This window comes from Paenibacillus sp. CFBP13512, from assembly GCF_005233705.1.
Lineage (GTDB): Bacteria > Bacillota > Bacilli > Paenibacillales > Paenibacillaceae > Saccharibacillus > Saccharibacillus nuruki.
Map to the genome: position 1 here is coordinate 15,255 of NZ_QGAD01000014.1, position 25,910 is coordinate 41,164.

A 25,910-nucleotide genomic window follows, 5' to 3' on the forward strand; every position below is an offset into this window, starting at 1 on the left:
ATGGAGGTATCTCTTATGGCTGATCCATTTACAGGGGAAATTCGAATGTTTGCTGGAAATTTTGCACCACAAGACTGGTTTTTTTGTCAAGGACAAGAACTTAGCATCACGGCTTATCAAGCACTGTATAGTGTTATAGGCAATAGTTATGGTGCAGCCAGTAGTCAAAATACTTTTAAATTACCTAATTTGCAAGGCAATGTTCCTATGCATCAAGGTACAGGTGCTAACCCATCCTTGACTGCTCGTCCTATTGGAAGCACAGCAGGTACAGAAACAGTGACATTATCAGCAGTAGAAATGCCTCTTCATAATCATATTCCACAAGCCAAAGCTATTCCGGGCAATACTACTTCTCCAAATAATGCCCTTTGGTCGCAATCTCCAAAAGTAGGACCTTCTCAATCACAAATCAATCTATACGCTGTACCTAATTCTACAGTTCCTATGGATCTACTCATGGTACAAAATACAGGTGGCGGTCAACCCCATAATAATATGCAACCTTATTTAGCTTTAAGCTTTATTATTTGTTATAGTGGAGAATATCCTATTAGATCTTAAGATTTAATCACTAGAAAGGAATTGGTACACCATGTCTATTCGTTCCACAGAAGCGATTCCTGTCTATTTAGACACATTGCAATTGAACGCTTTACAGTTCCAACATGAACAGGTCAGCCATTCGATTCAAGAAAAGAGTCGCCATCTTCTTACTTTTGATTTTGTCATTACTGGCAATCAAGAGTATCATGATGTGACTTCTCATTTATACGGGCAGACATTTGATGTTAAAGTGCCTTCTCACGATCTTCATTTCAAAGGAACGATTCACAACTATTCAACTTCTGTACCGAAGCTGACTACAGAGGAAGATACCGTCAATGTTCATTTAGAGCTTATAGAGATTCAAGAATAATCTCTAGATTATAGTCTTCCTATCAAAAAGCCTTTATAAGAACTGAAGTGCTTGTAAACTTCAGCGAACTTATAAAGGTTTTTTTGCGTGGATTTTTAATTTTTTTGAAAATATCATTAAAATGTGAAACTTTTTACCTTTAGGTTACGTATTATATAGTATACCTAATCAAATTGATTCAATTTTGGCTAAAAATCATTATTCTCATGGAAAACTGCGAACCTTTTTCTCTATTATGTCTGTTTTTCGTCTAAATGCGACAATTGACATAGACTTCTCATGGTGTCGTTCATTGGTTATTCATATTATAATGGTATAGTTACGAAAGATAAGAGCGTATAGGAAAATAATTGAATTGAGAAGCTATTCATTATTTATAACTGACAATAACTTACTTTCAGCAAAAATACACATGTATTTCGGAGAGGATCTAACTATTATGAAAAAAATTACTTATTCTTTATCTGCTGCTTTATTGGCTCTTACGATTATGCCTTGGCAAACATCAACAGCTAGTGCTGAAGAAGCTGTTGCTACGGTAACTCCTTTTACAAGTGAAATTACAGTTCAAACAGAAGCTAACTTTACTAATGCAGCAACAGTGGATACGTTTATCAAACAAGCGGTTCGTAACCATGTGTCTGTTATTAATATGACAGTCAAACAAGATAGCGATGTGAATGGATCATCTGGTTATGTTTTCTATAACAGTGAATTGGTGAAAGAAGCTACTGGATTCACAGAATTCGATGCATTGGCTGATGTGATTGATGAAGCTCATCAATATGGCATCAAAGTGAACGCTGTTGTTCCACAATTCCAAGATAAAGCGGCTATTGATAAAAATTCATCTTGGCAAATGCGTACAATCAATGATAAAGAAAAAGTTTCAACTTACACAGGTATGAACGGAAGTGCCTACTATGTAAATCCTTTTGAACCTGATCTACAAACGTACGAACGTTCTATTATTAAAGAAGTCGTAACTAATTATAATGTAGATGGCGTTGTATTAAGCGGTCTTGATTTTGATACCGATCGTGTAGATATGAATACTTCTACTCGTAATGCATTCCAATCTGCTAATGGATTCGATCCAGACACGATTGATTTTACGAAAAGCAACAGTAACAAATTAAACACTTGGAACACTTGGAAAGCAGAGCAATTAGCGGCTTATGTAAAAACAGTGAACGAAGATATCGCAACAATCAAACCTGATCTAGCACTTGGTGTATTCACGGTATCTCCTACTTTAACAGGTACAAGCCAAGATATTTCATTATTTAAAGATAGTGTAGACTTTATTCTTCCTATCGCTGATTTTCAAACTTTAGGTTATTCTGCGGATTGGGTATACAGTAACAATGGTATCCTTAAAGCAACAGAAGCTAAATTAGCAACAACAGTGCCAAATGCTAAAACAACTACTGAAGAAAAACCAGCGGTAACCATCATCCCTTCATTAAATATTGAATTAAATACAGCTGATGTACAAAATATCTACAACGGTATGCGTACCAATGCTCCAACGATTACATCTGTAAACTATGCAGTTAAAGGTCAATGGACTGACGCGATGTTCAATAATGTTGGTGTTCGTAATTCATTCTAAAATCAATCATTTGAGAACGTAAATCATCTCAGTTACATTTCAACTCCCTTCCTTCTACGGATAGGGAGTTTTTTCTATATTTTTTTAATATCTATCTTTGAGAAATGAAATCTTTGACTGTGTTATCATAAGTACTGTACTATTTGTATGACTGAATATAAATATGGAAAATACATACAGACTGAAGAAGATAAGTACAATGAATCTGGAGGAACTATTATGAAAACAGTCATCAAAAAACGTGTCGTTATTGGACTTATCTGTGTTGTTGCAGGTATTATTGGTCTGGCTTCTAATAATTTAGGATTAGGTGGTAAACTCGGTTCTCTTGTACATAAACAAATATGGGAATTATCTGGTGGGCAATTGAAAGCATTAAGTATCTATTCCGCTTATGATGTGCAGGTGGATTTTGTGCCAAGTACAGATGGTAAAGATACTGTTCAATTTGAAGGTAAGCTAGATCAAGGTATCTCCAAGCAACTACAACAGACAACGATTCAAAACGATACCCTACAACTGTCGTTAAAAGAAACAAGTAATGGATTTAATTTATTCCATTGGGATGTGACACCTGCTATTCAACATATAACAGTTGCTTTAACAGATCCAGCTCAATTGCAACAATTTAATATGGATGTATCATCTGCTCATACAACACTCAAAAATGTAACAGCTACCAACATACAACTCCAAACCAGTTCGGGCGATGTAAAAGCTTATGATTTGAAAGGCAAAACGCAATTAGCTACTTCTTCAGGTGATATTCGCTTAGAACACTGGCAAGGTTCTACGCTCGATCTAGCTTCAGGTTCAGGCGATATTTATGCGCAACGCTTAGATGGAGATGTTCATACAAACGCAAGTTCCGGTGAAACCGAAATTCAGCAATTAGGCGGAGAAGGTCATATCGAATCGCAATCTGGTGATATCTTAATCACTCTTCAAAAAGGAGCACGTAATCTAGAAGCTTCTGCTCAATCCGGCGATATTGAAATCCACACTAATCATCAATTTGAAGGTTCATATGAAGCCCATACGAACTCAGGCGATGTGGAAGTTCCACCTAATGGTACAAATAGTCCTTATATGATCAAAGCCAATACGTCTTCTGGTGATATTGAGATTGAATAAGTATCCTCTGGATTATAAAGGTGAATAGATTATTATCTGTATCTATCTACAATTAAGTTTCTCGATCTGCTACCACCAGAATATCCATATTGCGTGCATAACGTAATACTTTTTTCAATAATGAATCTCTGCCCCATCTTTTCCAAGGTGGGGTACTTGTCTGTCCAAGAATCATCTGAGTTGCATGGTACGATTGAGCTTCTTCTACAATAGACTGGGCTAAACGTTGACGTAGTGGTTGATAGCGAATCTCAAATTCTCCGCCTAGACGTACTGTTAAATGATGCAACTTATCTGCTTTGTCCGCTATTACACCTGCCAGTGAGAACTCGCTACCCAGATGAATATACGAAACGATTAATTTGGCTTTGAGTCGATACGCAATGCGGAATCCGCGCCGAATCAGACGCTCTGCTTCATGATCTAATTTAACACCTACAAAAATAATTTCTTCTCGTTGCCAAGGGCCACGCAATGAATCTTTACGCTCCCACGATTCTAAACGCTCATCGACATCATCAGCGACTTCACGTAATGCTAATTCACGTAAAGCAATCAGATTACCCATTTTGAAAAAGTTACTGAGTGCCTGTTCGACTTTGGACGCAGCATAAATTTTGCCTTCTTGTAATCGTTGACGTAACGTCTGTGGCGTAACATCAATCAATTCTACCTCATCTGCCAAATGCAAAATGGAATCCGGTACTGTTTCTCGTACACGAACTCCTGTAATTTGTTCAACAGCATCATTTAAGCTTTCCAAATGCTGAATATTGACTGTAGATATCACTGAAATGCCTGCTGCTAATAACTCTGTGATATCTTCATATCGCTTACTATTACGGCTACCCGGTACATTGGTATGAGCTAATTCATCGACCAAAACGACTTCTGGGTTACGTTCAATAATCTTTTGTACATCTAATTCTTCTAAATGATGATCACCATACTTGATCACTTGCTTTGGTAATAATGTCAATGAAGCCGCTTGATCTGCTGTTTCTTGTCGTCCATGAGTTTCTAATAAACCAATCACGACATCTATACCTTGGCGATGCAGTTCGTTGCCTTCACGTAGCATTGTATATGTTTTGCCGACTCCGGGTGCGGCTCCTACATATACTTTGAATGTACCGCGCCGAATATGATCAATTTGACGAGCAATTTCTTCTGAAGGTAAACGACGATAGACATCTTCTTTTTTAGGAACATTCACTTTAGCCGTTTTGGCAGGTAAAATACGTTCTCCTTCTTGCTCTGCACGATCTGCCATCAAAAAAATATCAATATCCCGAGTCATTAACAATACACCATTAATCACAGAACGATTGATCCATTCTTGCCAGCGATTTTGGCGTGAATGTCCTAATACAATTCGTGTTACTTGGTGTTCTTTGGCATAACGTACCACTTGTCTTGGTAATCTGCGCTTAGAGATCATTGCCACTTCTTCAAATACGCCACCCACTTGAGTGGATAACTCACGGATCGAACGCTTGAATGTTTCTTCTTCACGATTGAGCTTACGTGCTTTATTTTGAAAAGAAACAACTAACAAATCTCCACTTAACCGCCGGGCAATCTGTTGTCCACGCCGGATATAAATAGAACCATTCCAGTGGTACTGCACAGATACCATAATACGTTCTGCTGTTCCTGTCGGTCCGGTTAGCCCTTGTTCGGCACGATGCTTCTCCAGTGTACCGCCTACTCCCTCTGCCACAGTACGCAGTGCTAATTCACGTAACACAGCCAGATTCCCACGTTCAAAAAAAGCACGGTCACTACTATTATCCAACAGACCAGCAGAATAACGTTGCAGCACCACTTCTGGCGTGACATCAATTAATCGAACTTCATCGGCTTGGTGTAATGTATCCGCAGGAACTGTACATTCCACTTCTCGGCCAATATACTGCTGAGCCAATTGAGCCGAACCTTCCAGTTCATATACATTAACTGTTACCATCACACTGATTCCATGTTCCAATAGATAACGAATATCTTCCCAACGTGTCCGATGCTTCGCTTCAGGTCGATTCATATGAGCCAGATGATCGACTAAAACGACCTCTGGATTGCGCATAATAATCTGTTCTAGATTCAAATCTTTTTGTTCCCACTGTTGCCCTTGCTTGTCTTCTTTCACCCAATGGATACTTGGAATGCGTTCTAGATCGCCTAATTGTTGCATCGTTTCCGGACGTTGTAAGGTAGATACTGCACAAATGACAACATCTATTCCTTCTTGACGGAGCATCTGACCATCCCGAAGCATATGGTACGTTTTACCGGAGCCACTTACGGCTCCGATATATACTTTCAAACGTCCCTGTTTTAATTTGGTGATCATTTGTAACAATTCTTCAGGTGTTTTGCGGCGAAAAGTGTTCATGATGCAGACAGCTCTTTTTGCAAAGCTAGATTCAGTTTCAATACATTAACAGCTGGTTCACCGAATATACCTAATTGTCGGGATGATGTATTTTGCTGCACTAAAGCTTGTAATTGATCCGCTGAGACTCCTGTTAATGAACTAATTCTTGGAATCTGAGCTTTAGCGGATTCAGGGCTAATATCAGGATCTAATCCTGAGCCTGAATTGGTGATCAAATCTACCGGTAAAGAAGATACAGGAACATCTGGATTTTGCTTTTGCCATGTACCTACAGATTCTTGCAGGCGTTTGAGCAATTCTGGATTAGATGGTGCAAAGTTTGGTGATCCTGATCCATTCGCATTGTAATCAATACTGGATATCCGTCCTTGAAAATATTGAGGTTCTGTAAATGATTGTCCGATCAGTTCGGAACCAACAACCTGATTGTTACTATTATAAATAAGACTTCCATCCGCCTGCTTGGACATTAATGCTTGCGCAACCCCTGTAACTGCTAGTTGATAGAACACACAACAGAGCAGAAATAAAATGATACTTGTTCGTAAAGTCACCCATACCGTTTTCATACCTATTCTTTCCCTTCATTTCTTAGTAGTCATTTCAAAGTATCTGTATCGTTCGTTGAACTTATTTCTTATAAAAAAGTCTGCATAATCAAATCAATACATTTGATACCGACAAAAGGAACGACTACTCCCCCAAATCCATAGATAAATAGATTACGACGCAATAATTTGGTAGAACTCATTGGCTTATAAGCGACACCTTTCATCGCTAGTGGAATCAGAATCGGAATAATGATGGCATTAAAGATTAGCGCTGATAAAATAGCAGACATTGGTGAATGTAGGTTCATAATATTCAGCACTTGCATTTGCGGAATAGCCACCATAAACATTGCTGGAATAATCGCAAAATATTTAGCAATATCATTCGCAATACTGAATGTGGTTAAGCTACCACGAGTCATTAATAGCTGTTTACCAATAGCGACCACTTCGATAATTTTGGAAGGATCAGAATCCAGATCGATCATATTGGCTGCTTCTTTGGCAGCAACTGTACCACTATTCATCGCAATCCCTACATCGGCTTGTGCAAGTGCAGGTGCATCATTGGTACCATCACCTGTCATTGCAACTAATTTACCTTCAGCTTGTTCACGACGAATAACAGCTATTTTGTCTTCCGGCGTACTTTCAGCGATATAATCATCTACTCCTGCTTCTTTGGCAATTGTTGCTGCGGTTAGTGGATTATCCCCTGTACACATAATCGTTTTGATACCCATACTACGCATTTGTTCAAAACGTTCTTTCATACCTGCTTTGACTGTATCTTTAAGATAAATCAATCCATAAATTTCTTGATCTACAGCCACTGCAAGAGGTGTTCCTCCAGCAGAAGCAATAGCATCATTATTGGCTTGGAGATTATCCGGAATAGTTCCTCCCTGAGACACAACCCATTTTCTGATTGCATCGACTGCGCCTTTACGTACTTTGCGTCCATCGGTAAGATCCAGACCGCTCATTCGTGTCTCTGCACGAAACTCGATAATCTCTGCGCCTTCGCTTAACGATTGTGGATATTCCCAATTTTGCTTTTTCATCAATTCTAGAACAGAACGACCTTCTGGTGTCTCGTCAAAAGCAGAACTTACGGCTGCCCATTCGCCGACTTCTTGTGGTGAATGTCCTTCTGTCGGTACAAATTCGCTAGCCATCCGATTACCATACGTAATCGTACCTGTTTTATCTAAAATAATCGTATTAATATCACCAGAAGCTTCTACCGCTTTCCCTGACATTGCTAATACATTAAAGCGTGTGACCCGATCCATCCCAGCGATCCCGATAGCAGATAACAATCCACCGATCGTTGTTGGTATTAAGCAGACTAACAACGCAATAAGTACAGGTACAGATAGAACAATATTTAAGTAGCTCGCCATAAAAGGCAATGTAACAACAACCATTAAAAAGATAATTGTTAAGCTTATCAATACTGTGTTTAACGCAATTTCATTAGGTGTCTTCTGACGTTCAGCACCTTCGACCAGACTAATCATCCGATCCATAAACGATTCACCTGGATCGCTTGTAATACGAATAATGATCTCATCACTAATCACCATCGTACCACCAGTGACAGAACTAAAGTCTCCACCTGCTTCTTTAATCACAGGAGCTGATTCGCCTGTAATCGCTGATTCGTCCACAGATGCCAGTCCTTTAATGACTTCGCCATCACCAGGAATCATTTCGCCCTGTACCACTTTGACGATATCGCCTTTACGTAGTTGAGTGGAAGATACAGCGACAATCTGCTCGCCTTCGATCCGATTCGCAATAATTTCTTTTTGCGTATTTTTCATGGAATCGGCTTGAGCTTTACCTCGTCCTTCGGCTAACGCTTCTGCAAAGTTCGCAAATAGTATCGTGAACAAAAGAATAATAGCGACAGCAATATTAAATCCTGTTGAAACCGATTCGCCAAAAGCATTAGGGACAAAAATTAACAATAAACTAATAATCAAGCCTACTTCTACTACAAACATTACTGGATTACGTGCCATCAGTTTAGGATTTAATTTGATCACGGACTGCTGTAAAGCTTTGGAGATCAAGTCCCGGCTCATCATTGATGATTTACTTTTCATTACATTGTTCCTCCACTTAGCGTTTGGTAGTATACACGCACTATATATTGATAGAAAAAGATAAGATGTTGCTGTTTACAATGTGAGCATTTCTGCAATAGGTCCAAGTACAACTACCGGGAAAAACGTAAGCGCACCGACTAAAATAACAGAAATAATAAACATACCGCCGAATAACGCTTGATCTGTTCGTAACGTTCCGCTTGTTTCTGGAACAGGTTTTTTCGCCATTAATGAGCCTGCAACAGCTAACAATGTCACCATTGAGAAGTAACGACTGATAAACATCACAACACCTGTCATGATATTCCAGAATGGTGTGTTATCGCCCAAGCCTTCAAATCCTGAACCGTTATTCGCTGCTGATGATGTAAATTCATAGAGCGCTTGAGTCAGTCCATGATAACCCGGATTCGAAATCGTATCTGCCTGCGTCATTAAAGCAATCGCTGTAGGCGCTAAGACCAGTAGAGGCTGAATAAGTAATGTGACGGCAATCAATTTCATTTCTTTGCCTTCAATTTTGCGACCGAGAAATTCAGGTGTGCGTCCAACCATAAGACCGGATAAGAACACCGCAATAATGGCATACATTAGAATATTCAACAGTCCTACACCTGAACCGCCAAATACTGTATTTAGCATCATATTTCCTAATGCAATCAATCCACCGAGTGGTGTTAACGTATCATGCATGTTATTGACAGCACCAGTCTCTGAAGCAGTAGTAACTACAGAGTAGAACGAAGATTGAGCTTCGCCTAATCGTACTTCTTTACCTTCCATCGATCCTGCATTGTGCTGGGTACCTAATTGATTAATCAATGGATTTCCTTGATATTCACTTGCAAGAGATACACTAAGCATCACGACAAACATCATAACCATCGAAACGAATAATACTCGGCCTTGCTTCGAGTTGCCGACCATTTTACCGTACGTAAATGGCAATGACATTGGAACCAGTAACATCATCAGCATTTGCAACATATTACTGAATCCGCCTGGATTTTCAAAAGGATGTGCAGAGTTGGCTCCAAAATAACCACCACCGTTATTCCCTAATTCTTTGATCGCTAGAAATGATCCAATTGGACCTACACCAATCTTTTGCTCTGTTCCTTGTAACGTCTGTGCTGTCACTACAGTATGCAACGTCTGCGGCATACCTAATCCAACAAAGACAAGCGCCATAATAAAAGTAAGAGGTAACAAAATGCGTGTAATTGCCCGTACTAGATCCGTAAAGAAATTACCTAGTGGCTTACCGGTTATTCCTCTAATAAATGCAATTGCAACCGCAATCCCTGTTGCCGGTGATACAAACATCATAAAGATAATCGCTGTCATCTGTGAAAATAAAGATAAACCACTTTCACCACTATAATGCTGTAAATTGGTATTTGTCATAAAGCTAATCGCTGTATTGAACGCTAGATCAGGGCTCATATTCGTAATGCCCGCTGGATTCAAAGGTAATACATGTTGAAGACGGAAGATCGCATAAGCGATAAGTAAGATCACTGTATTACTGATCAATACGGCTCCTGCATATTGCTTCCACGTCTGATTTTCACCTTTGATTCCACCGAACCTGTAAATCCATTTTTCAATAGGATGAAACCAACGATCTAATCGATTGGGTGTATTGTCAAAAGCATGTGCAATATAATGTCCGGTTGGACGAGCGATGATTAAAGCAATAATAAAAGTGACTGCAATTCCGATATATGAAAAGATACTCACGATGTTCTCCCCTGACCCATTAGAATTTTTCTGGATAAATTAATGCGTAACATAGATAAATGGTTAATCCACCAATAATAATCCACAGCAGCCAAGTCATCGCTCATTCCTTCTTTCTCCGATAGCTACAGATGCCCATTGCAGCAACCCGCTCAACCCTACAGTAATCAACAAAACCAATCCAATCATTAATATATCCATCATATGTGAAGAACTCCCTGCATTCATTTTGGTTACTATAATTTGCTAAAAAAGGCACAAAAAAAGAAGCCTGGAGAAAAGCAGAACTTTTCCCCAGACTTCTACAAACACGCACACTTATCGTGTACCTGCCGAGTTGCTGGTTAGGAGTTCTCCCTTATACGCTTACGGAGTTAGCTGTCGGATTCGGGCTGGAAGATTGCCCGTTCCGGTAGATACCGGAATTCACCCCATGTTGTGTAGATCCTGATCATTTCCTATCAGTCCTCTCCATCAACGATTGGTTCCCCCGCTTTTCATATGCATATGAAAATTAAGCGTTGTGACATTGTTAACATATCAAAAAACACAGAGTCGTATTACACTGTGTCAGATCGGCACAAGCTTCACACTTCTCTCCTATCCACGCTTACGAGGTTAGCTGTCGGATTCGGGCGGTGAGAGTCGCCCTACTGCATTGTCTGACTGTACCATGGTTAGTCAGTATGCAGATTCACCCCAACGATTCACATTCCGGCTCTCACACCGTTTTGTGAAATCGCAATTTGGTTCCCCCGTTTTTCGGTTAGCACCGAAAACTCAGCGATCAAAAACATTGGAAACTTCATTTATATCAGTTGCTGAATCGTATTCATCAACTGCCTGCAATGAATAATACGCCTGTCCTTGTCAACTGTAAAGCTGAGAAAAGACGCAAAAAAAGCTGTGAATCATCACAGCTTTCATTTTCAGATAACTATTGAAAAGTTATCTATCGCAGGCTCCTATTTTCTCTCTTTTTCATCGTTTCTCTACTTTTTCACTGTTGTTACATCGCATTTATCATTCATTTGCAACAGATTCTGAAAACGGTTATGTCATTTTTTACGCAAGATGCTATCATTTTTAAAATTATGGTCAACCTGTGTAGATTTCATAAGCGAAATGATACAGTGTGCTAATGTCTGAATTTAATGGCTTACCGTTGCTGAAAAATTGGATTCTGACAATATCATAATAATGTCTGTATTTGGATGATTGGAAAGTATATTGTCCTACTCCTGGATTATCAATATTGACTGGCATTGTAAAGTTACCTGAAGCATCTGTCGTAGCTGTTCCGGGAATCACTTTGCCATTGAGAATTGTAGTGATATTAGTCGTTACGATAGCGTTCGCTACCGGATTGCCTGTAGCATCAAAAGCACGACCTGAGATCACAATATTGTTTTTGACACGCCACTTATTACCTTGTCCATAATTAATAAATCCATAGACACCACCATCTGTTGTAATATTACTGATCGCAACTCTGGATACATCTGCTGTCTGATAATTAACAGATAGTTTGTATGGAGTCGTTAGATCGAATGTAGAAGGTGCTAAGACTTGAATATAATACGTTCCCGCAGGTAGTGTGACTTGACCGTTGGTATTCTGTGCCAGTGTTCCTTGACTCACCAGATTCGCATTAAATAACTGTAATTGATACGTTCCATAAGCAGATGTGTTGTCTAGACGAAGGTTCATTTTGGATTGAGCTGTCAAAGTGACTTTTGTCCAATCCTCGTCAAAACGATTATCAATATTCTGTGTGCTGACAAAAGGTGCTGATCCTTTATCTTTGGCTAACCACGGATTATCATCAGGCTCGCTTGCATCATAACTATCTGAAGTGACAGCAAATACAGTAAATGGATTAGTGGTATCTGCTCCTTGATAAGAACTTACTCTAATAAAATAATATCCTGCTTTGGCAATATGACTAAGCTGTTCATATTGTGTTGGACCTTTGGTAGAAAAAGCGACCTGCTCGATCTCAGATGTCTCTTCATTCAAATAATAAAGTGAAAGATCATAATCAACCGTAGCCGAATTAACTACACTTAAAAAAGAAGTCAGTTTCGCTGGATTAGTGACTTGAGTATAAAACCAGCGACTTTCTCCTTCAGCAGCAATGTAACCTTGATAGGCTTGTCCTGTCTGAATAAACAAAGCTTGATCCGGTGTAGTATTCGTTCCATACGTATCGTCAACTACTGCACTGAATGAACGAGCAGACGACGGCAACGTGATGGATTGTGATAATTCACTTTTTGGGATAGCCAAGAAATCTTTAGAGTTGTTCAATCCATTGTTTGGCGCAACATTTTGGACTAGAGGTGTAGTTACCCCCCAATCTTTATGTATTGCTGGAGTCTGTGCATGGGTGGTTACTCCTCCCCAACCTAAGCCTAATGTCACAAGTAATGCTGTTATACCTACTAATTTCGTTTTCAAAACATCTCTACTTTTTCAAATATATGTTATTTATTAGTAAATTATACCTAAAATAAAATTTGATAGTCAACTACATTTTTATCATTTTAGGTAAAAAATATTAAAAAATAAAAAAACTCTGTATCTTTTTAGCGATACAGAGTTTTTTATGATTTATATTATATTCAAAATATAGCGTATTAACGTATATGACTATGCCAGATTTCTTCTTCTTCATCTGTCATTTCGCCTACAATTTTGTGGAATTTCACATATTGAGCGAATGTATCTTTTAACAACTGAAATTGAGCAAACGATCCGCTGAATTGTTCAAGTGAAACCGATTTGGAAACCGTCTCAATATTGCTAATCTGGCATCCGCTGTTCAGTTCCAATTGCTTTAAATTAGGCAAATCGGCAATCGCTGAGATATCAGAGATACGTGTATCATGAATGGTCAGCATTTCCAATTGGTCACAAGCTTGTAGACAACTCATATCAGCAAAATAAGCATCTTCGATATGAAGCTTGCGTAAAGACAACGACTCACTAATATGTTGCCAGTCCTCCGCTGTCCATTCTCCAGGAGAGCATACTTTCAATTCCCGCAGTCCTGTGATCGAAGATAACGCTTGAACCGCTTGACGTGACGGTGATGAAAGAGCAAGGGTAGTCAACTGCTTCATCTGGGCTAAAGGCGTATAATCTTGAATACGCGTATCTGTGCAATCTAGATTACATAGATGCGGTAATGTGGCTAAAGGGTCCAAGTCTTCAATCAATGTTCCTTCGAGATTCACAATTTGCAAATAAGGTAATCCACGTAATGGCGTTAGATCCCGAATCGGATTACGGACAAGATATAACTTTTTGAGTTCACGACAATTCGCAAGCGGACGAATATCTTGAATATCATTGACACTTAGAATCAATTCACGCACTTCATGACAACGTTCTAGTGGTGTGATATCCGTTAGTTGTTCACGAATCAAAAAGATTTGATGAGCACGAGCGAACTCTTCCACGGTATTGGATTTGTTGATAATTCGGTCTCGCCAGCTATCATCCAACTGCTCAAACCATTCTTTTAACGGTATTTCTGATTCATTAGCTAGTGTATGGGCTTTGGGTAGATCAGCAAGCGCATAGGCCTGAGCATCTTTCAACATACGTGATTGTTCATTACGGCCATACATCCAATATTTGAATCCATCATCTTCTTCAATCGTATAATTTCCGTGACGAACCGTATCACGCATAAAATGAATAAATTCACCGAGACTACGCGCAATCACATATTTCATTTCTTCATCACGTCCGAAATTAATTACCTGTCCAACGACTCCATGTTCAGCAGGAGACAAATCAATCCCTAGATGATTCCCCCCTCCATCATGACAAAAAGGAATCCAGTGACGATTGATATATTGCTCTTTGATCCAACCTGATGGAATCGAATAATGATCTCCCATCGTCTGGTACTCCGGTTCAAGCTCTGACCATATTTTCCATTCGCTAACCATCTCTTCCAGACTCAAAAATTGCAAGCCAAAAAAGAACCCCGGTCCACTCCGAGACTCGCCATTGTGTATGTGATACAGTTCTTTCAGATCATCAGGGAAAGAGACACCAATTGTAGCTTCAGCTTGCTCTATTTCTTCATCTCCAGCAGAAGCTTTGAGCGCTTCTTCGAGACTATTCAATTCTGGTCGTAATATGGATTTAATTTCTTCAAGCCATGTTCCGATCATTGTTGTTTCCTCCTATTCGATGAGCCTTTCCTTGTGCTTATCATCATCGTCATTCATTAAAGTATACCGTTGCTGATGCTGCATACCTAATTTCGCAGCATGGTTCACCTCAAATATAATATGTATTAACCGATATTAAAGGTAACGATTAACATTTCCAAAAAAAGGTATACATCTGTACGTACATAATACAGATGTAATTACAGGCTTAATCAAGCAATGCACTTCTTTTGAAAATCAAAATAATTTCTCGTGAACCACCTTGTGACAGACTGGTATCAAATGTCGATACCAGCTCCCATCCATCAAAACCATAGGCGTTCAATTGCTCTTGTAATTCAACATCATCTACTTTGCCACCGAGGAAACCTCCGGTATGTAATTTGACTGTACGATATTCCCATTGACTCATTGTATTCTCCCTTTCATCACCAAACATAATCTTCATTTATAAGCTTATGACTAAATATACACGATTACGTGTCAGGTTTCAAAACGTCATTTTGCAAGGCAGTACTTTTATTTTAAAATAAATAATGAATATCGTCCCTGTCCTTGCGTGACTATGTTAAACTAAAATTATCTACTTATTTTTTGTTCAGGTACAGAAAGACCATACTATTCTGGAGGAATTATACACGACTCATGACGAAGACAATCGGACTTGTCCGCCATTTTAAAGTAAATAAAGAATTTCCTCTTCGCCAGTTTGTCACAGTCAGTGAACTGATTGCTTGGCTTGAAGAATATGATATTGCGGATATCCATGATGGTACAACAGACTTGCGCGGATTCAATTGGGGAAAATGCTTTGCTAGCGATCTCCCGCGTGCGATCAAAACGGCACGTTCGATTTATGATGGTGAAATTACAATAATGCCTGAGTTGCGTGAACTCACACCTCCAAGCTTCAATACGAATATACGTATTCCGTTTATCGGATGGGGCGTTCTTTTCAAAATGGCTCCTTTACTAAGCCGTAGATATCGTAAAATGATCCGAGAAGTCGAAGCACGTATTAATCGTGCACTAGATGTGATTTTATCTTCAGAGGAAGAACATATCCTTGTCGTGAGTCATTGGGCATTAATGCTGTATATGCGTAAGCAACTGGTCAAGCGTGGCTTCAAAGGCCCACGAATGAGACAAGTGGAGAATGGGAAATTGCATGTTTTTCAAGCGATAACAGTGCAGTCACCCTACCCGATCAACAAAAAGCAAACCCATAATCAATTCGATTAAATAACGATTGAACCTCAATAGACTATCCTTTTCCTCAGAAACACTCAGGAACGGGATAGTCTATTTGAATACGTCTAATATAATATAAAGTAGCGTCAACAGATTCTTTAGCTGGAATAGACAGAACAATACGTTCGTTCAAAGTTCAACTGAAGCAAATCTTCTTTGCGGATAAAGAAATGAATGACTCCGGCATCCCACCACATATAACCGATATCATCATCGCTTTCGATCTCCAATAACATCAGCATATCTTCAATCTCTTGATCTGCTTTCTGTTCATCACCTTCCAAAACATCAACCAGCCATGCCCGGCGCTTCTGTATTTCATATGTATGCTTGCCTGTCAGTATCGAAGTGATGGCTTCAATCTCATCGTCTCCATGTTGTGATACAGGATAACCAAACATTTTCCCAATTGCATCATCGGGTTCATTATTCAACCCTTCGATCCACTCCAGATACTGTTCCTCAGACACACCATGATCTGCTAAGGCATCATATTCTAAATATCCGTAATTCGGAAATTCTATTTTGCCTTGAGCATGAACTTCATACGCTTGAAACGGCTGTTCTTCATCTTCTTCCAATATTGTCGTCCCTGCTGGTTCATGATAGTGCAGTGATCCCATATCTTGCTTGGACATATACAGAATCTGATGCTCAATCTGGTAAGAAGGTTCATCTAATCCCACAAAAAAATAAAGCATTCCCTGACGTGGAAAATAATCAGGCAACCGATCTTCACCCACTTCGCTAACGATCTGTGACAAATTCAATTGAGCCAGTGAAGTCATATATTGTCCACCTTTAGTGCAAGGCCACTGGATATGCGCAGGTAGATCAGGATAACCGCCGATACGCGATACTCCCACTTGCTGACTTCCATGCTGTCCACGTTCTAATTGAAGTACAGAACGCTGAGTAGCTTGCAAATACGGTGCTAATACAGACATCTGATGCTTATCCAGTAAGGATGGAATATAATCGCCTTGAAATGCTTTAGGCATCGAATTCATGAAGTCATCTTCCTTTAAAGTAAGGTATTTTGTGTTGCAACCATCATTTCTCATTATCATGGTTGCGTTCATCGTGCCAAGCGCTACTAGCTAGCTATGTTTCGATCAAGGCAATAACATCAATAGTATAAATCCACTGACCGGCACTATAATACCTACACCAATGCCCACATAAGGATAAGGTGTTTTCCAAAAAGAACGGGCTTCTTGGATATTCGACTTTTGCTTATGCCAGAAAGTGATCTGACGATCGAAGCTACGCATTAACTGTAGAGCATCCTGTTCGCTACACTCAGATAATCTTTTTTGTAAAGCGGCATAGGCAACGTCCCGTTCATGTTCTTGCCCTTGTAGAGAGTTCATCCGTTGCTCCTTCTTTCGTTATATGTTGTTGTCTTACATTATAAGATGTTCTCAGCTATTCACCGTCACATCAGGTTATTAAAGAATCCCTATGACTAGTCCGTCCACTTCCGTTGAACCACCCAATAATTCAAAAATCGCACAAAAAGACAGGAACTAATAATAATTAATATATACGCTGTATCTTTTTCCCAAGGAGCATGTCCATCCATAGATAGAAATAGGATTAAAACCAGAACACTTAGAAAGGATAAGCCTGTATTTTCACGATTATACTTCTGGAATCGATGATATACTGAACGGAAAATCAACAAAATAACGATCAAGGATGAACAGATTAAAGGATAATATTCTAACAATACAGCACCTCTTTTCACTTCTTTCTATCCGTATATCTGTCTATGGGATATATGGAAATTATAGTATAGAGACTGGAAAATTACAAAAGGTGTTTACAGCTCTAATTCTATTTCCTTGCTACGTTCCATTAAAGCTCTAAGCTTCACTTCTGTCGCCGAATCTTCTAAAGGCGTATAAATACTGCACCGTAGATCAGTATTGCCTTGTACTTGTAATGAGGTAAGATCGAACAGCATTTTACCTGCTTTGGCATGTCGGAATTCGATCACAACTTCAGGTGCCGAACTGACTTTACTTTGCTCCCATAAATGATAAAAATCAGGATACAATTCACTCATCTCTGCAATGAATTGCTCATACCACTCATCATCTACATATTGACCATAATAAGCACGAAAAATCGCCAAAAATCCGCCTACAAAGTCATCCCAATTCACAGCTAAACGACGAAACTCTTTGCGTGAAAATAACAAACGAATCATATTGCGCCCCGGTTCAGGAATACTTTCAAAATCGAGAAACACATGTTTGGCGGCATCATTCCATCCAACAATATGACAATGTCGATCAGAAATAATCGTAGGACAGTATTGTAGCTGTTGTAAGATTTTGTATAGCGCAGGTGTAATAGAAGGAAGTTCTTCGGACAAAGGAACGATCGATGCACTTTTATCCAGCGCTAATGAAAATAAGTATTTCCGTTCATCCGGTGTTAGCAAAAGGGCGGATGCTATATTTTCCAATACAGAAGCAGATACTTGAATATCTCTGCCCTGCTCTAACCATGTATACCATGTTGTACTGACACCTGCTAATTGAGCGACTTCTTCCCGTCGTAATCCCGGAGTGCGTCGTCTAATGCCAACGATTAGTCCTACTTGTTGAGGTAAAATCTTCGCTCGCTGAGCTTTGAGAAAAGAAGATAAGGCTTGTAAACGATGCTGTTGATTCACTGTATACCCTCCTTAGAGTGAATGCGATTTTAATGCTCGTTGTATACATACATTAGTATTCTATGATTTTGTTATTGGATTGATAGGTTTAAAAAGTATGCAGTAACCTGTTACTTATTATACTAGGATAAACGGTAACTTGTAATAGGATATTTTGCATGCCAGAATAATAGTGTAGAGGTCGCGTTTATACTGCCAAACCCAAACGCTTAGGAGGATAAAAAAGGATGGAACGAGTTGTGATTACAGGGATGGGGATTGTTTCTCCGTTAGGGAATGATATAGATACATTTTGGAATAATTTGGTGAAAGGTCAATCGGGTATTAGTATGATTGATGCGTTTAATACTTCACGGCACAAAGCCAAAATTGCAGGTGTAGTGCGTGATTTTGATGGGGATGCTTTATTTGGACGAAAAGAAGCTAGACGGATGGATCGCTTTGTTCAATTTGCAATCGCTGCGGCTGAACAAGCTGTATCTCATGCGGGCTTAAATATCGAAGAAAGTGATCGTGAACGAATCGGTGTCTATGTCGGTTCAGGTACAGGTGGAATTCAATCGTTGTTGGATCAAGATCATATTTTATTAGAACGAGGACCTGAACGGGTAAGCCCTACACTGGTTCCGATGATGATCGCTAACAGTGCGGCCGCGATGATTAGTATTCGGCTTGGCACATGGGGACCGACGCTTTCCCCTGTTACGGCTTGTTCGATCGGTAATACCGCTATTGGCGAAGCGATGCGAATGATTGCTTATGGAGATGCCGATGTGATTCTAGCAGGTGGTGCAGAAGCGGCGATCAATGAAGTCGCTCTGGCTAGCTTCGGCAATGCAACTGCTTTATCCACACGTAATGACGACCCAACCGCAGCCAGTCGTCCATTTGATCAATCCAGAGATGGATTTGTTATGGCAGAAGGTGCAGGGATTGTGGTACTGGAATCTTTATCTCATGCACTCGCTAGAAAAGCGACTATCTACGCTGAAGTGATCGGCTATGGAGCTAGTTCAGATGCTTATCATATGGTAGCGACTCATCCTGAAGGTCGTGGAGCTCATCAAGCCATGAAATCCGCATTGCGCAATGCAGGCATCACACCAGAGCAAGTCGATGTGATCAGCGCCCATGCGACCAGTACAGGCGTTGGAGATCGCTCGGAGACGTATGCGATCAAGCAATTATTTGGAGAACAGGCGTATCAGATTCCAGTGACTGCTAATAAGTCGATGTTAGGGCATATGCTCGGTGCGGCTGGCGGTGCAGAAGCGATAGCGCTGGTTCAAATGCTACGTAATGGGATCATTCCACCGACAATTAATTTGCACCAAGCTGATGAAGAATGCGATCTCGATTATGTTCCTGAAGGTGCACGAAAAGCCGATCTTCAGATTGGATTATCCAACTCGTTCGGCTTTGGTGGTCATAATGCTGTTGTCGTTTTGAAAAAATACGAATAACCGTATAGTTATTCATTATGAACTCTACTTTATTGAACATACTTGGTTATGATGAGTTTGTGCTTATAAGGCTCTAATGCTTCGATAATATTTTTCTTCGTATGTCGTTCAAAATGATGATTCCATTCAATCATATTCATTAACGTACCGAATGAGAATCGATCTTGATCGACTTCTGTTCCTATTTTCTGACGCATAAAACGCAAAATCATTCGTCCATCTCGCACCAATGGAGACGGAGTCAAAAAAATGATCTGCTCTGCCATAGCAAAGCTAAACGTTAACCATTCATAATCCTGCCCCTCGACGATCCATGAGTCTTGCGAGACGATATCTAACAAGAGTTGTTCTCGCAGGGCAGGTATATTTCTGCGCTTCTTCTCCCCTGTTCCATTCCACACTAAATTTTCCAGTGCATAATGAGGAATACCCAATCTGCGAGATAATCGACGTGCCAGATGGGTTTTTCCACTTGCATGGGCGCCTATAATATGTATTTTCCTCGGTGTCATCTATGTTCACTCCTATTCGCTCGTTAGCCGCCCATTACGATCTGATGTCGTCTTTACTATACTAGCATAGGTTTAGTATAAATCGTTAGAGTTAACCTTTAAAAAAATAAGAGATTACGGTATGCTCTTAGCCAGACTTGTACATATTTTAATTATCGTTATACATATTGCGTATCTTTTGAATCACCTTATTCGTTTACAAGATATACAACGTTGTAGTTAGAGCATTTCTGATCACAAAGGGGGCGCCCCATAGATGACACTTTTACACAAGCAAGATCTTACTTTATGTTCAACACATTCTACAGATCAGACGACAAAGTATTGGAAAGAGCAACTTCCATCCCTGTATAAATACTGTCTGTCATTAACCCATCATATCGCAGATGCTGAAGACCTTATGCAAGAAACCTGTCTCAAAATTCTATCTGCTCAGTGCAAAGGATTATCTATAGCACAATCAGAAGCCTATACGATTCGCACGGCTCGTAACACATGGATCGATATCATGCGTAGAAAACGTTATGTGGAGAATTATATTCAGCAACATCACCTAATAGTACAGGATGTAGCAGAATCCTGTCCGCAAGATATTGAACTCGCGATACAACAATTAATGAATCAACTATCTCCATGGCAACAAGCGATTTTTATGTTACGAGATTTATTTGGTTATTCAGCGGCAGATACGGCGCAGATGTTAGAGACGACTGAAGGTGCTGTCAAAGCAGCTCTGTACCGGGCAAGAACGATTCTTACGCAAAAAGTTGACACCTTAGACGAATACATTTCGCTCGCCGAAGATAGGGATACGCTGGTGCTCTTACATCAATACGTACAAGCCCTTCATGCAGGTGATGCTTCCAGAATCGTGCAGTTGACGGTGATGCGAATGAATACGTCCAGTCAGGATGTTCAAGCTATAGCTATCGATACCCAATGGGCTTATGCTAAGCATTCAACATCGACAGCAGTCTCTAATACAATGCAGCCCTTTTTGCCGTATCACAAGCAGTTCTATTCATCCTCTTCTTCTGAGATACGTATAGCGGCTGCTTAACAAGGAGTGCTTCAGATGACAACTATCCCTTATGTGGTGGAACAAACGGATCGTGGTGAACGTAGTTACGATATTTATTCTCGATTACTGAAAGATCGGATCATTATGGTGTCTGGTGAAGTGGAAGATCAGATGGCAAATATTATTGTGGCTCAACTGCTTCATCTAGCTGCCGAAGACGAGCAAAAAGATATTCAGATGTATATCAATTGCCCCGGTGGTTCGGTATCGGCTGGCTTTGCTATCTATGATACGATGCAATTTATCAAACCAGATGTATCGACAATCTGTACAGGTATGGCGGCAAGCTTTGGTGCAATTCTGCTCGTAGGTGGTACGCTTGGAAAGCGGATGGCTTTACCTAATAGTGAAATTATGATTCATCAACCTCTTGGTGGCGCTAAAGGTCAGGCTTCGGATGTAATTCTCTATGCCGACCGCTTGCTTCGCAGTCGAGCGAAGTTGAATGAAATTATCGCAGATCGTACCGGTCAACCTCTGGAGAAGGTAGCGCAAGATTGTGATCGAGATTATTTTCTAACGGCTGAGGAAGCGGTAGCTTACGGGTTGGTGGATCAGGTTGTGGCTAGGGTTTAGAAAAATAGATTAGAAATTGAAAATAAGCTATTGCCTGTCTAAGAGCTGATAGCTTATTTTTGCTTTTTTCAATTTTGGTTGTTAACTCCCCACTCGCATAATGCTTCCAATCCCGGTAAAAGTGATGCGCCTTTCGCAGTAAGACTGTATTCTACTTTGGGTGGAATTTGAGGAAATTCTTCTCGCTTTACTACACCGTCTGCTTCTAATTCCTTCAGTTGAGCACTTAACGTTTTGTACGTAATGGCACCAATTTGTCTTTTTAATTCATTAAAACGAACCGTTTGATTTTCAGCCAAAAGATAGATAATGACCATCTTCCATTTCCCGCCAATAATTGACAACGTGTAGCCGAACGGAGTATCTTGAATGTTTTTAATTTTGCCTTGATATTCAGCCATACTCATCTACACCACTATCCTTTTGGGTAGTACCTATCCAAATAGTGCGTACTACTTTTATATTTGCGTTCAGTTTATACTAGCCTTACTTTGAAGTAAAGGAGATCAATAATGACTACCAAAACGATACGTCTTTTAATGCCACAATGGCAAGGTGGGAATAATCCCAACTATTCTTTCGGTGCTGAGCTACTGGCATGGCTAGCTCCTAATAATGATCAACCTCTTATTCATGTTCCTGTTCGACCTTATGAGGGTATCCCACTTCAAAATGAGCATGGAATGTATGGACGAACACAATTGTTACAACAATTAGAAGCGGCTGAGCATCTTATTCAGGCACATCAACCCGATCGCATTATTATGTTTGGAGGAGATTGCTTGGTCGAACAAGCTCCTTTTGCTTATTTAAATGAAAAATATGATGGTGAATTAGGCTTGATATGGATCGATGCTCATAGTGATCTGGTTAGATATACCGGATACGATAACGGGCATACCCTGCCACTAGGCAATCTTCTTGGCGAAGGTGATCAGGAATTTGCTAAGCATGTGAAAGTTCCTTTGAAACCTGAGAATGTCTTTATTGCGGGACTCGCTGTGGCTACAGAAGAAGAGAACAAGTTCATTGCAGAAGCCTTTGAAGCACAAGGTATAACAGTAGTCGAACATGATACCGAAATGATCGAACGATTAGGTATTCGTACAGCAGGAACAGCAGAATTAGCCAATAGCTTAGATTCTATCAAAACATGGATTCAAGAAAGAAATATTAAGCACTTAGCCGTTCATCTTGATCTCGATGTACTTGATCCTCAAGCATTTCGTTCTTTGTTATTTGCAAAGCCTTACGAACCTTATCTTGTCTCTCCTTCCGGTACGATGCAATTCCCACAATTGCTCCATTTGCTGAAAGAACTCTCTGAAGAAACAGAAGTCGTTGGCTTAGGGATAACTGAACACACACCATGGGATGCGATTAACTTGAAGAATTTGCTTGCAGAAATACCTATTTTGAATACGTAATTTTTAAATAGTGCTTTACTATCTTAATACCCTCTTACTCTGCAAAAAAGTAGGAGGGTATTTTTATTTGATATTTCTTGTACTACACTTTTAAAGTGCTAAGGAAGTAATTTTTAATATACTTTCTAAATAAATACAGTTATATTTTAATTATACATCCTAAAATTTGTATGTAGAATTTTATAATTATAATAACATTTATTCTCATTTATTCTCATTAGAATAAGTATCAAAGGAGGTTTCTATTTATTGAAAATATATATAATTTTGATAGCTATTTTTTTGCTTAGTTCATGCAAGCTCACTAATTTTGGAAAAAATATAGATTTAGGCAAAGAAGCAATGAAAAATGAACATTATCGTGCGGCTATATATTATTTAGAACTAGCTAAAATTGATAAACCTAATCATGCAGGTGTTAATGAATTATTGAAAGTTTCTAATAATAAAGTAAAAGAAAATTTAGAAAAAATGAAAGATCCTATACCTGAAATAGCAGTCGATTCAACTGGTAAACAACTCTCGTATCGTGAGTATAGGGTGGCAGTTTTAAACGAATTATCTATAAGAGAATCTGGAGTAAATAAAGAAGGTAAAACTTTTGAGAACTATATTAAAGATAAAGAACTAGAAGCTCCTAGTTCCCAAAAGCTAAATTATGATCAATTGTTTCAAAATTGGCGTAAGAATTATGATCATTAGAAAAAATGAATGACCCTTCGATTTACAAAGATCACTCATTCTCTTAAAACAATATGGTAAATAATATTTTATTCGCAGGCTAGACCATCACCATCTCGGTCTAATTCCAGACTATATCCGGGATCTTCTTTTGATAAGGGGGCTAATCCAGAATCACGTACTACAGAACAATTCTCATAATATATTTCGTCTTGTACATTATCTTCTTCATGAGTTAAATCTGCTGAATTCAAGTTAAGTACTTCTTTACTTTCAACGACTGTCGATTGCTGAGGTTTTTCTAGTTGTTGATCAACCATCCCTTGTTCAGGAGAATTATTATTTGTTTCAACAACTTTAGGCTCAGAATCGGATGAAGATTCTTCATTTTCTGTGACTAATTCATCAACATTACTTTTTTCTTCAGATTGTATTTGAACTTCTGTTGATTTGAAACTATTTATTGGAGTTGAGAGTGTAGGTTTTTGTTTATCTATTGAATTTGTTATAAATATCATTGAACCTACAACACCTATAACTGCAACTAAACATAATATTAACGGATTTATTTTTTTACATTGAGAAATTATTATTGAGATTAAATTTTTCATTAATATCCCTCCAATCAAAAACATATTTATAGATTTATAATAATCACATTAAAGAATTACAATACTACTTTAATATCTAGATTTTTTTAAAAAGAACACAGTTTAAATATTATAATTTGATAGGAGAGCCAATATGCAAATTCCACCATCAATTTTTTCCTCTCTACCTAAATTAATAAATATACTAGACCTTAATACTAGCAACATTGAAAAAATAGAAAATGGATTTAAAATTTCTCGAAAAGTTAATAATCTAGTGATAACACCTTTATTTATATTAATTTCAATATTTATAGCTCTTTATTTTTTCAACCAATTTGGTCATGAACATTATCTTACAATTACTATACTATTTATTCTATCATGTTTAGGAATAGGTGTTTATACATTAATAGTAAATTTAAAAAAAGATAAATCAGAACATTATAAAATAAATTATTATTTACATTGTTGTACTTTGCTTTCTCTTGTGGCGGCTTCTTGTTATGCAAATATAATTATTGGTATTATTTATAACTATTTTACTGGCTTTAATTTTGAGTCTGTAGCTATTGTAATTCTAGGTTTAGGTGGTTCTTTTCTTATATTTAAAATTAGTTATGCCTTTCTATCTTTATATCCTTCACGTTTTTCAACCAGTGCTATTAAAAAACATATTTTCAAATTTATTTTATCCAATAATTCTGAATTAGAAGTAATTCTATTAAACATAACTAAAAAAGGAGATTACATCGTTAAAGATAAAAAGTTAATTTATGATATATTGCATAATAAAGAATCAAATATTAGTTTGGATAATGCTTTAAGTTTTACAAAAGAAGAAATTTTAATAAATAAAACACATATCGTGAGTATAACTTATATAGAAGAGTTTGAACCTTCAAGTGTTTAATCAGAAAAATAAATTATTACTAACATTTATAAGATAAAATATAGCTAAAATAAAGAAACCCTA

The 25,910-nt window shown here is 38.6% G+C and carries 25 protein-coding genes and 2 riboswitches; of the genes, 11 read left to right on the forward strand and 14 right to left on the reverse strand.

What is annotated here, in order from left to right; translation table 11 throughout:
- Positions 1-15: 15 nt before the first annotated feature.
- The 4 genes from PaeCFBP13512_RS17845 (at position 16) to PaeCFBP13512_RS17860 (ending at position 3,668) form a co-directional block, all read left to right on the forward strand.
- Positions 16-564 (forward strand): phage tail protein, encoded by a 549-nt coding sequence (locus PaeCFBP13512_RS17845; protein WP_137224989.1) that lies wholly within the window; start codon positions 16-18, stop codon positions 562-564.
- Between the two features lie 31 nt (positions 565-595).
- Positions 596-919 carry a DUF3219 family protein gene (locus PaeCFBP13512_RS17850; RefSeq protein ID WP_137224991.1) on the forward strand — a complete coding sequence of 108 codons (324 nt, stop codon included), beginning with the start codon at positions 596-598 and terminating at the stop codon, positions 917-919.
- Between the two features lie 439 nt (positions 920-1,358).
- The gene (locus tag PaeCFBP13512_RS17855; protein ID WP_161594300.1) at positions 1,359-2,534 is read left to right on the forward strand and encodes a family 10 glycosylhydrolase; all 1,176 of its coding nucleotides are present in this window, start codon (positions 1,359-1,361) and stop codon (positions 2,532-2,534) included.
- A gap of 219 nt (positions 2,535-2,753) precedes the next feature.
- Positions 2,754-3,668 carry a DUF4097 family beta strand repeat-containing protein gene (locus tag PaeCFBP13512_RS17860; protein WP_161594301.1) on the forward strand — a complete coding sequence of 305 codons (915 nt, stop codon included), beginning with the start codon at positions 2,754-2,756 and terminating at the stop codon, positions 3,666-3,668.
- Positions 3,669-3,720: 52 nt separating this feature from the next.
- On the opposite strand, the gene PaeCFBP13512_RS17865 is transcribed toward PaeCFBP13512_RS17860, so the two are convergent.
- The 8 genes from PaeCFBP13512_RS17865 to PaeCFBP13512_RS17900 all read right to left on the reverse strand — a co-directional run bounded on the left by PaeCFBP13512_RS17865 (position 3,721) and on the right by PaeCFBP13512_RS17900 (position 15,079).
- On the reverse strand, positions 3,721-6,063 hold the full coding sequence (locus tag PaeCFBP13512_RS17865; RefSeq protein ID WP_069328194.1) for a histidine kinase: 2,343 nt from the start codon (positions 6,061-6,063) through the stop codon (positions 3,721-3,723).
- Complete coding sequence (kdpC, locus tag PaeCFBP13512_RS17870) at positions 6,060-6,635, reverse strand: potassium-transporting ATPase subunit KdpC (protein WP_137224997.1); 576 nt, start codon at positions 6,633-6,635, stop codon at positions 6,060-6,062. The genes PaeCFBP13512_RS17865 and kdpC overlap by 4 nt, the downstream gene beginning before the upstream one ends.
- Positions 6,636-6,703: 68 nt before the next feature.
- Complete coding sequence (kdpB, locus tag PaeCFBP13512_RS17875) at positions 6,704-8,731, reverse strand: potassium-transporting ATPase subunit KdpB (RefSeq protein ID WP_137224999.1); 2,028 nt, start codon at positions 8,729-8,731, stop codon at positions 6,704-6,706.
- 75 nt (positions 8,732-8,806) lie between these two features.
- A complete protein-coding gene (gene kdpA, locus PaeCFBP13512_RS17880) occupies positions 8,807-10,477 on the reverse strand; it encodes a potassium-transporting ATPase subunit KdpA (RefSeq protein ID WP_137225001.1) in 1,671 nt (556 codons plus the stop codon).
- Between the two features lie 19 nt (positions 10,478-10,496).
- A complete protein-coding gene (kdpF, locus tag PaeCFBP13512_RS23655; RefSeq protein WP_083243537.1) occupies positions 10,497-10,577 on the reverse strand; it encodes a K(+)-transporting ATPase subunit F in 81 nt (26 codons plus the stop codon).
- Positions 10,578-10,825: 248 nt separating this feature from the next.
- Positions 10,826-11,008: riboswitch (cyclic di-AMP (ydaO/yuaA leader) on the reverse strand.
- Between the two features lie 61 nt (positions 11,009-11,069).
- Positions 11,070-11,273, reverse strand: a riboswitch (cyclic di-AMP (ydaO/yuaA leader).
- Positions 11,274-11,575: 302 nt separating this feature from the next.
- Positions 11,576-12,937, reverse strand: coding sequence for a carboxypeptidase-like regulatory domain-containing protein (locus PaeCFBP13512_RS17890; RefSeq protein WP_137225003.1), 1,362 nt, complete (start codon positions 12,935-12,937; stop codon positions 11,576-11,578).
- A 179-nt stretch (positions 12,938-13,116) separates the two neighbouring features.
- Entirely contained in the window at positions 13,117-14,667 is a 1,551-nt protein-coding gene (locus PaeCFBP13512_RS17895) for an SMI1/KNR4 family protein (RefSeq protein ID WP_137225005.1), read from the reverse strand.
- A 208-nt stretch (positions 14,668-14,875) separates the two neighbouring features.
- Positions 14,876-15,079, reverse strand: a complete 204-nt coding sequence (locus PaeCFBP13512_RS17900) for a DUF4177 domain-containing protein (RefSeq protein WP_069328188.1) — start codon at positions 15,077-15,079, stop codon at positions 14,876-14,878.
- Between the two features lie 233 nt (positions 15,080-15,312).
- Here PaeCFBP13512_RS17900 and PaeCFBP13512_RS17905 point away from each other — a divergent pair, with 233 nt between their 5' ends.
- Positions 15,313-15,909 carry a histidine phosphatase family protein gene (locus tag PaeCFBP13512_RS17905; protein ID WP_137225007.1) on the forward strand — a complete coding sequence of 199 codons (597 nt, stop codon included), beginning with the start codon at positions 15,313-15,315 and terminating at the stop codon, positions 15,907-15,909.
- A 107-nt stretch (positions 15,910-16,016) separates the two neighbouring features.
- On the opposite strand, the gene PaeCFBP13512_RS17910 is transcribed toward PaeCFBP13512_RS17905, so the two are convergent.
- The 3 genes from PaeCFBP13512_RS17910 to PaeCFBP13512_RS17920 all read right to left on the reverse strand — a co-directional run bounded on the left by PaeCFBP13512_RS17910 (position 16,017) and on the right by PaeCFBP13512_RS17920 (position 18,604).
- Positions 16,017-16,928, reverse strand: coding sequence for a YwqG family protein (locus tag PaeCFBP13512_RS17910; RefSeq protein ID WP_161594302.1), 912 nt, complete (start codon positions 16,926-16,928; stop codon positions 16,017-16,019).
- Positions 16,929-17,033: 105 nt separating this feature from the next.
- Positions 17,034-17,291 carry a hypothetical protein gene (locus PaeCFBP13512_RS17915; RefSeq protein WP_137225010.1) on the reverse strand — a complete coding sequence of 86 codons (258 nt, stop codon included), beginning with the start codon at positions 17,289-17,291 and terminating at the stop codon, positions 17,034-17,036.
- Positions 17,292-17,743: 452 nt separating this feature from the next.
- Positions 17,744-18,604 (reverse strand): helix-turn-helix transcriptional regulator, encoded by an 861-nt coding sequence (locus tag PaeCFBP13512_RS17920; protein ID WP_137225012.1) that lies wholly within the window; start codon positions 18,602-18,604, stop codon positions 17,744-17,746.
- Positions 18,605-18,831: 227 nt separating this feature from the next.
- On the opposite strand from PaeCFBP13512_RS17920, the gene fabF reads away from it, so the two are divergent.
- On the forward strand, positions 18,832-20,067 hold the full coding sequence (gene fabF / locus PaeCFBP13512_RS17925) for a beta-ketoacyl-ACP synthase II (RefSeq protein ID WP_137225014.1): 1,236 nt from the start codon (positions 18,832-18,834) through the stop codon (positions 20,065-20,067).
- 29 nt (positions 20,068-20,096) lie between these two features.
- On the opposite strand, the gene PaeCFBP13512_RS17930 is transcribed toward fabF, so the two are convergent.
- A complete protein-coding gene (locus PaeCFBP13512_RS17930) occupies positions 20,097-20,579 on the reverse strand; it encodes a DNA topology modulation protein FlaR (RefSeq protein WP_137225016.1) in 483 nt (160 codons plus the stop codon).
- A 256-nt stretch (positions 20,580-20,835) separates the two neighbouring features.
- Between PaeCFBP13512_RS17930 and PaeCFBP13512_RS17935 the strand changes: the two genes are divergently transcribed.
- Both PaeCFBP13512_RS17935 and clpP read left to right on the forward strand, forming a co-directional pair.
- Positions 20,836-21,639, forward strand: coding sequence for an RNA polymerase sigma factor (locus PaeCFBP13512_RS17935; RefSeq protein ID WP_137225018.1), 804 nt, complete (start codon positions 20,836-20,838; stop codon positions 21,637-21,639).
- Between the two features lie 15 nt (positions 21,640-21,654).
- Positions 21,655-22,236, forward strand: coding sequence for an ATP-dependent Clp endopeptidase proteolytic subunit ClpP (clpP, locus tag PaeCFBP13512_RS17940; RefSeq protein ID WP_137225021.1), 582 nt, complete (start codon positions 21,655-21,657; stop codon positions 22,234-22,236).
- A gap of 68 nt (positions 22,237-22,304) precedes the next feature.
- Here clpP and PaeCFBP13512_RS17945 read toward each other — a convergent pair whose 3' ends face one another.
- On the reverse strand, positions 22,305-22,643 hold the full coding sequence (locus PaeCFBP13512_RS17945; protein ID WP_137225023.1) for a winged helix-turn-helix transcriptional regulator: 339 nt from the start codon (positions 22,641-22,643) through the stop codon (positions 22,305-22,307).
- A 105-nt stretch (positions 22,644-22,748) separates the two neighbouring features.
- Here PaeCFBP13512_RS17945 and PaeCFBP13512_RS17950 point away from each other — a divergent pair, with 105 nt between their 5' ends.
- The gene (locus PaeCFBP13512_RS17950; RefSeq protein WP_137225025.1) at positions 22,749-23,663 is read left to right on the forward strand and encodes an arginase family protein; all 915 of its coding nucleotides are present in this window, start codon (positions 22,749-22,751) and stop codon (positions 23,661-23,663) included.
- A 249-nt stretch (positions 23,664-23,912) separates the two neighbouring features.
- Positions 23,913-24,365, forward strand: a complete 453-nt coding sequence (locus PaeCFBP13512_RS17955) for a hypothetical protein (protein ID WP_137225027.1) — start codon at positions 23,913-23,915, stop codon at positions 24,363-24,365.
- Positions 24,366-24,433: 68 nt separating this feature from the next.
- On the opposite strand, the gene PaeCFBP13512_RS17960 is transcribed toward PaeCFBP13512_RS17955, so the two are convergent.
- Positions 24,434-24,955: an excalibur calcium-binding domain-containing protein gene (locus tag PaeCFBP13512_RS17960; RefSeq protein ID WP_161594303.1), complete on the reverse strand. Its 522-nt coding sequence runs from the start codon at positions 24,953-24,955 to the stop codon at positions 24,434-24,436.
- 133 nt (positions 24,956-25,088) lie between these two features.
- Between PaeCFBP13512_RS17960 and PaeCFBP13512_RS17965 the strand changes: the two genes are divergently transcribed.
- Complete coding sequence (locus tag PaeCFBP13512_RS17965) at positions 25,089-25,847, forward strand: hypothetical protein (RefSeq protein WP_137225030.1); 759 nt, start codon at positions 25,089-25,091, stop codon at positions 25,845-25,847.
- The last annotated feature ends 63 nt before the right edge of the window (positions 25,848-25,910 follow it).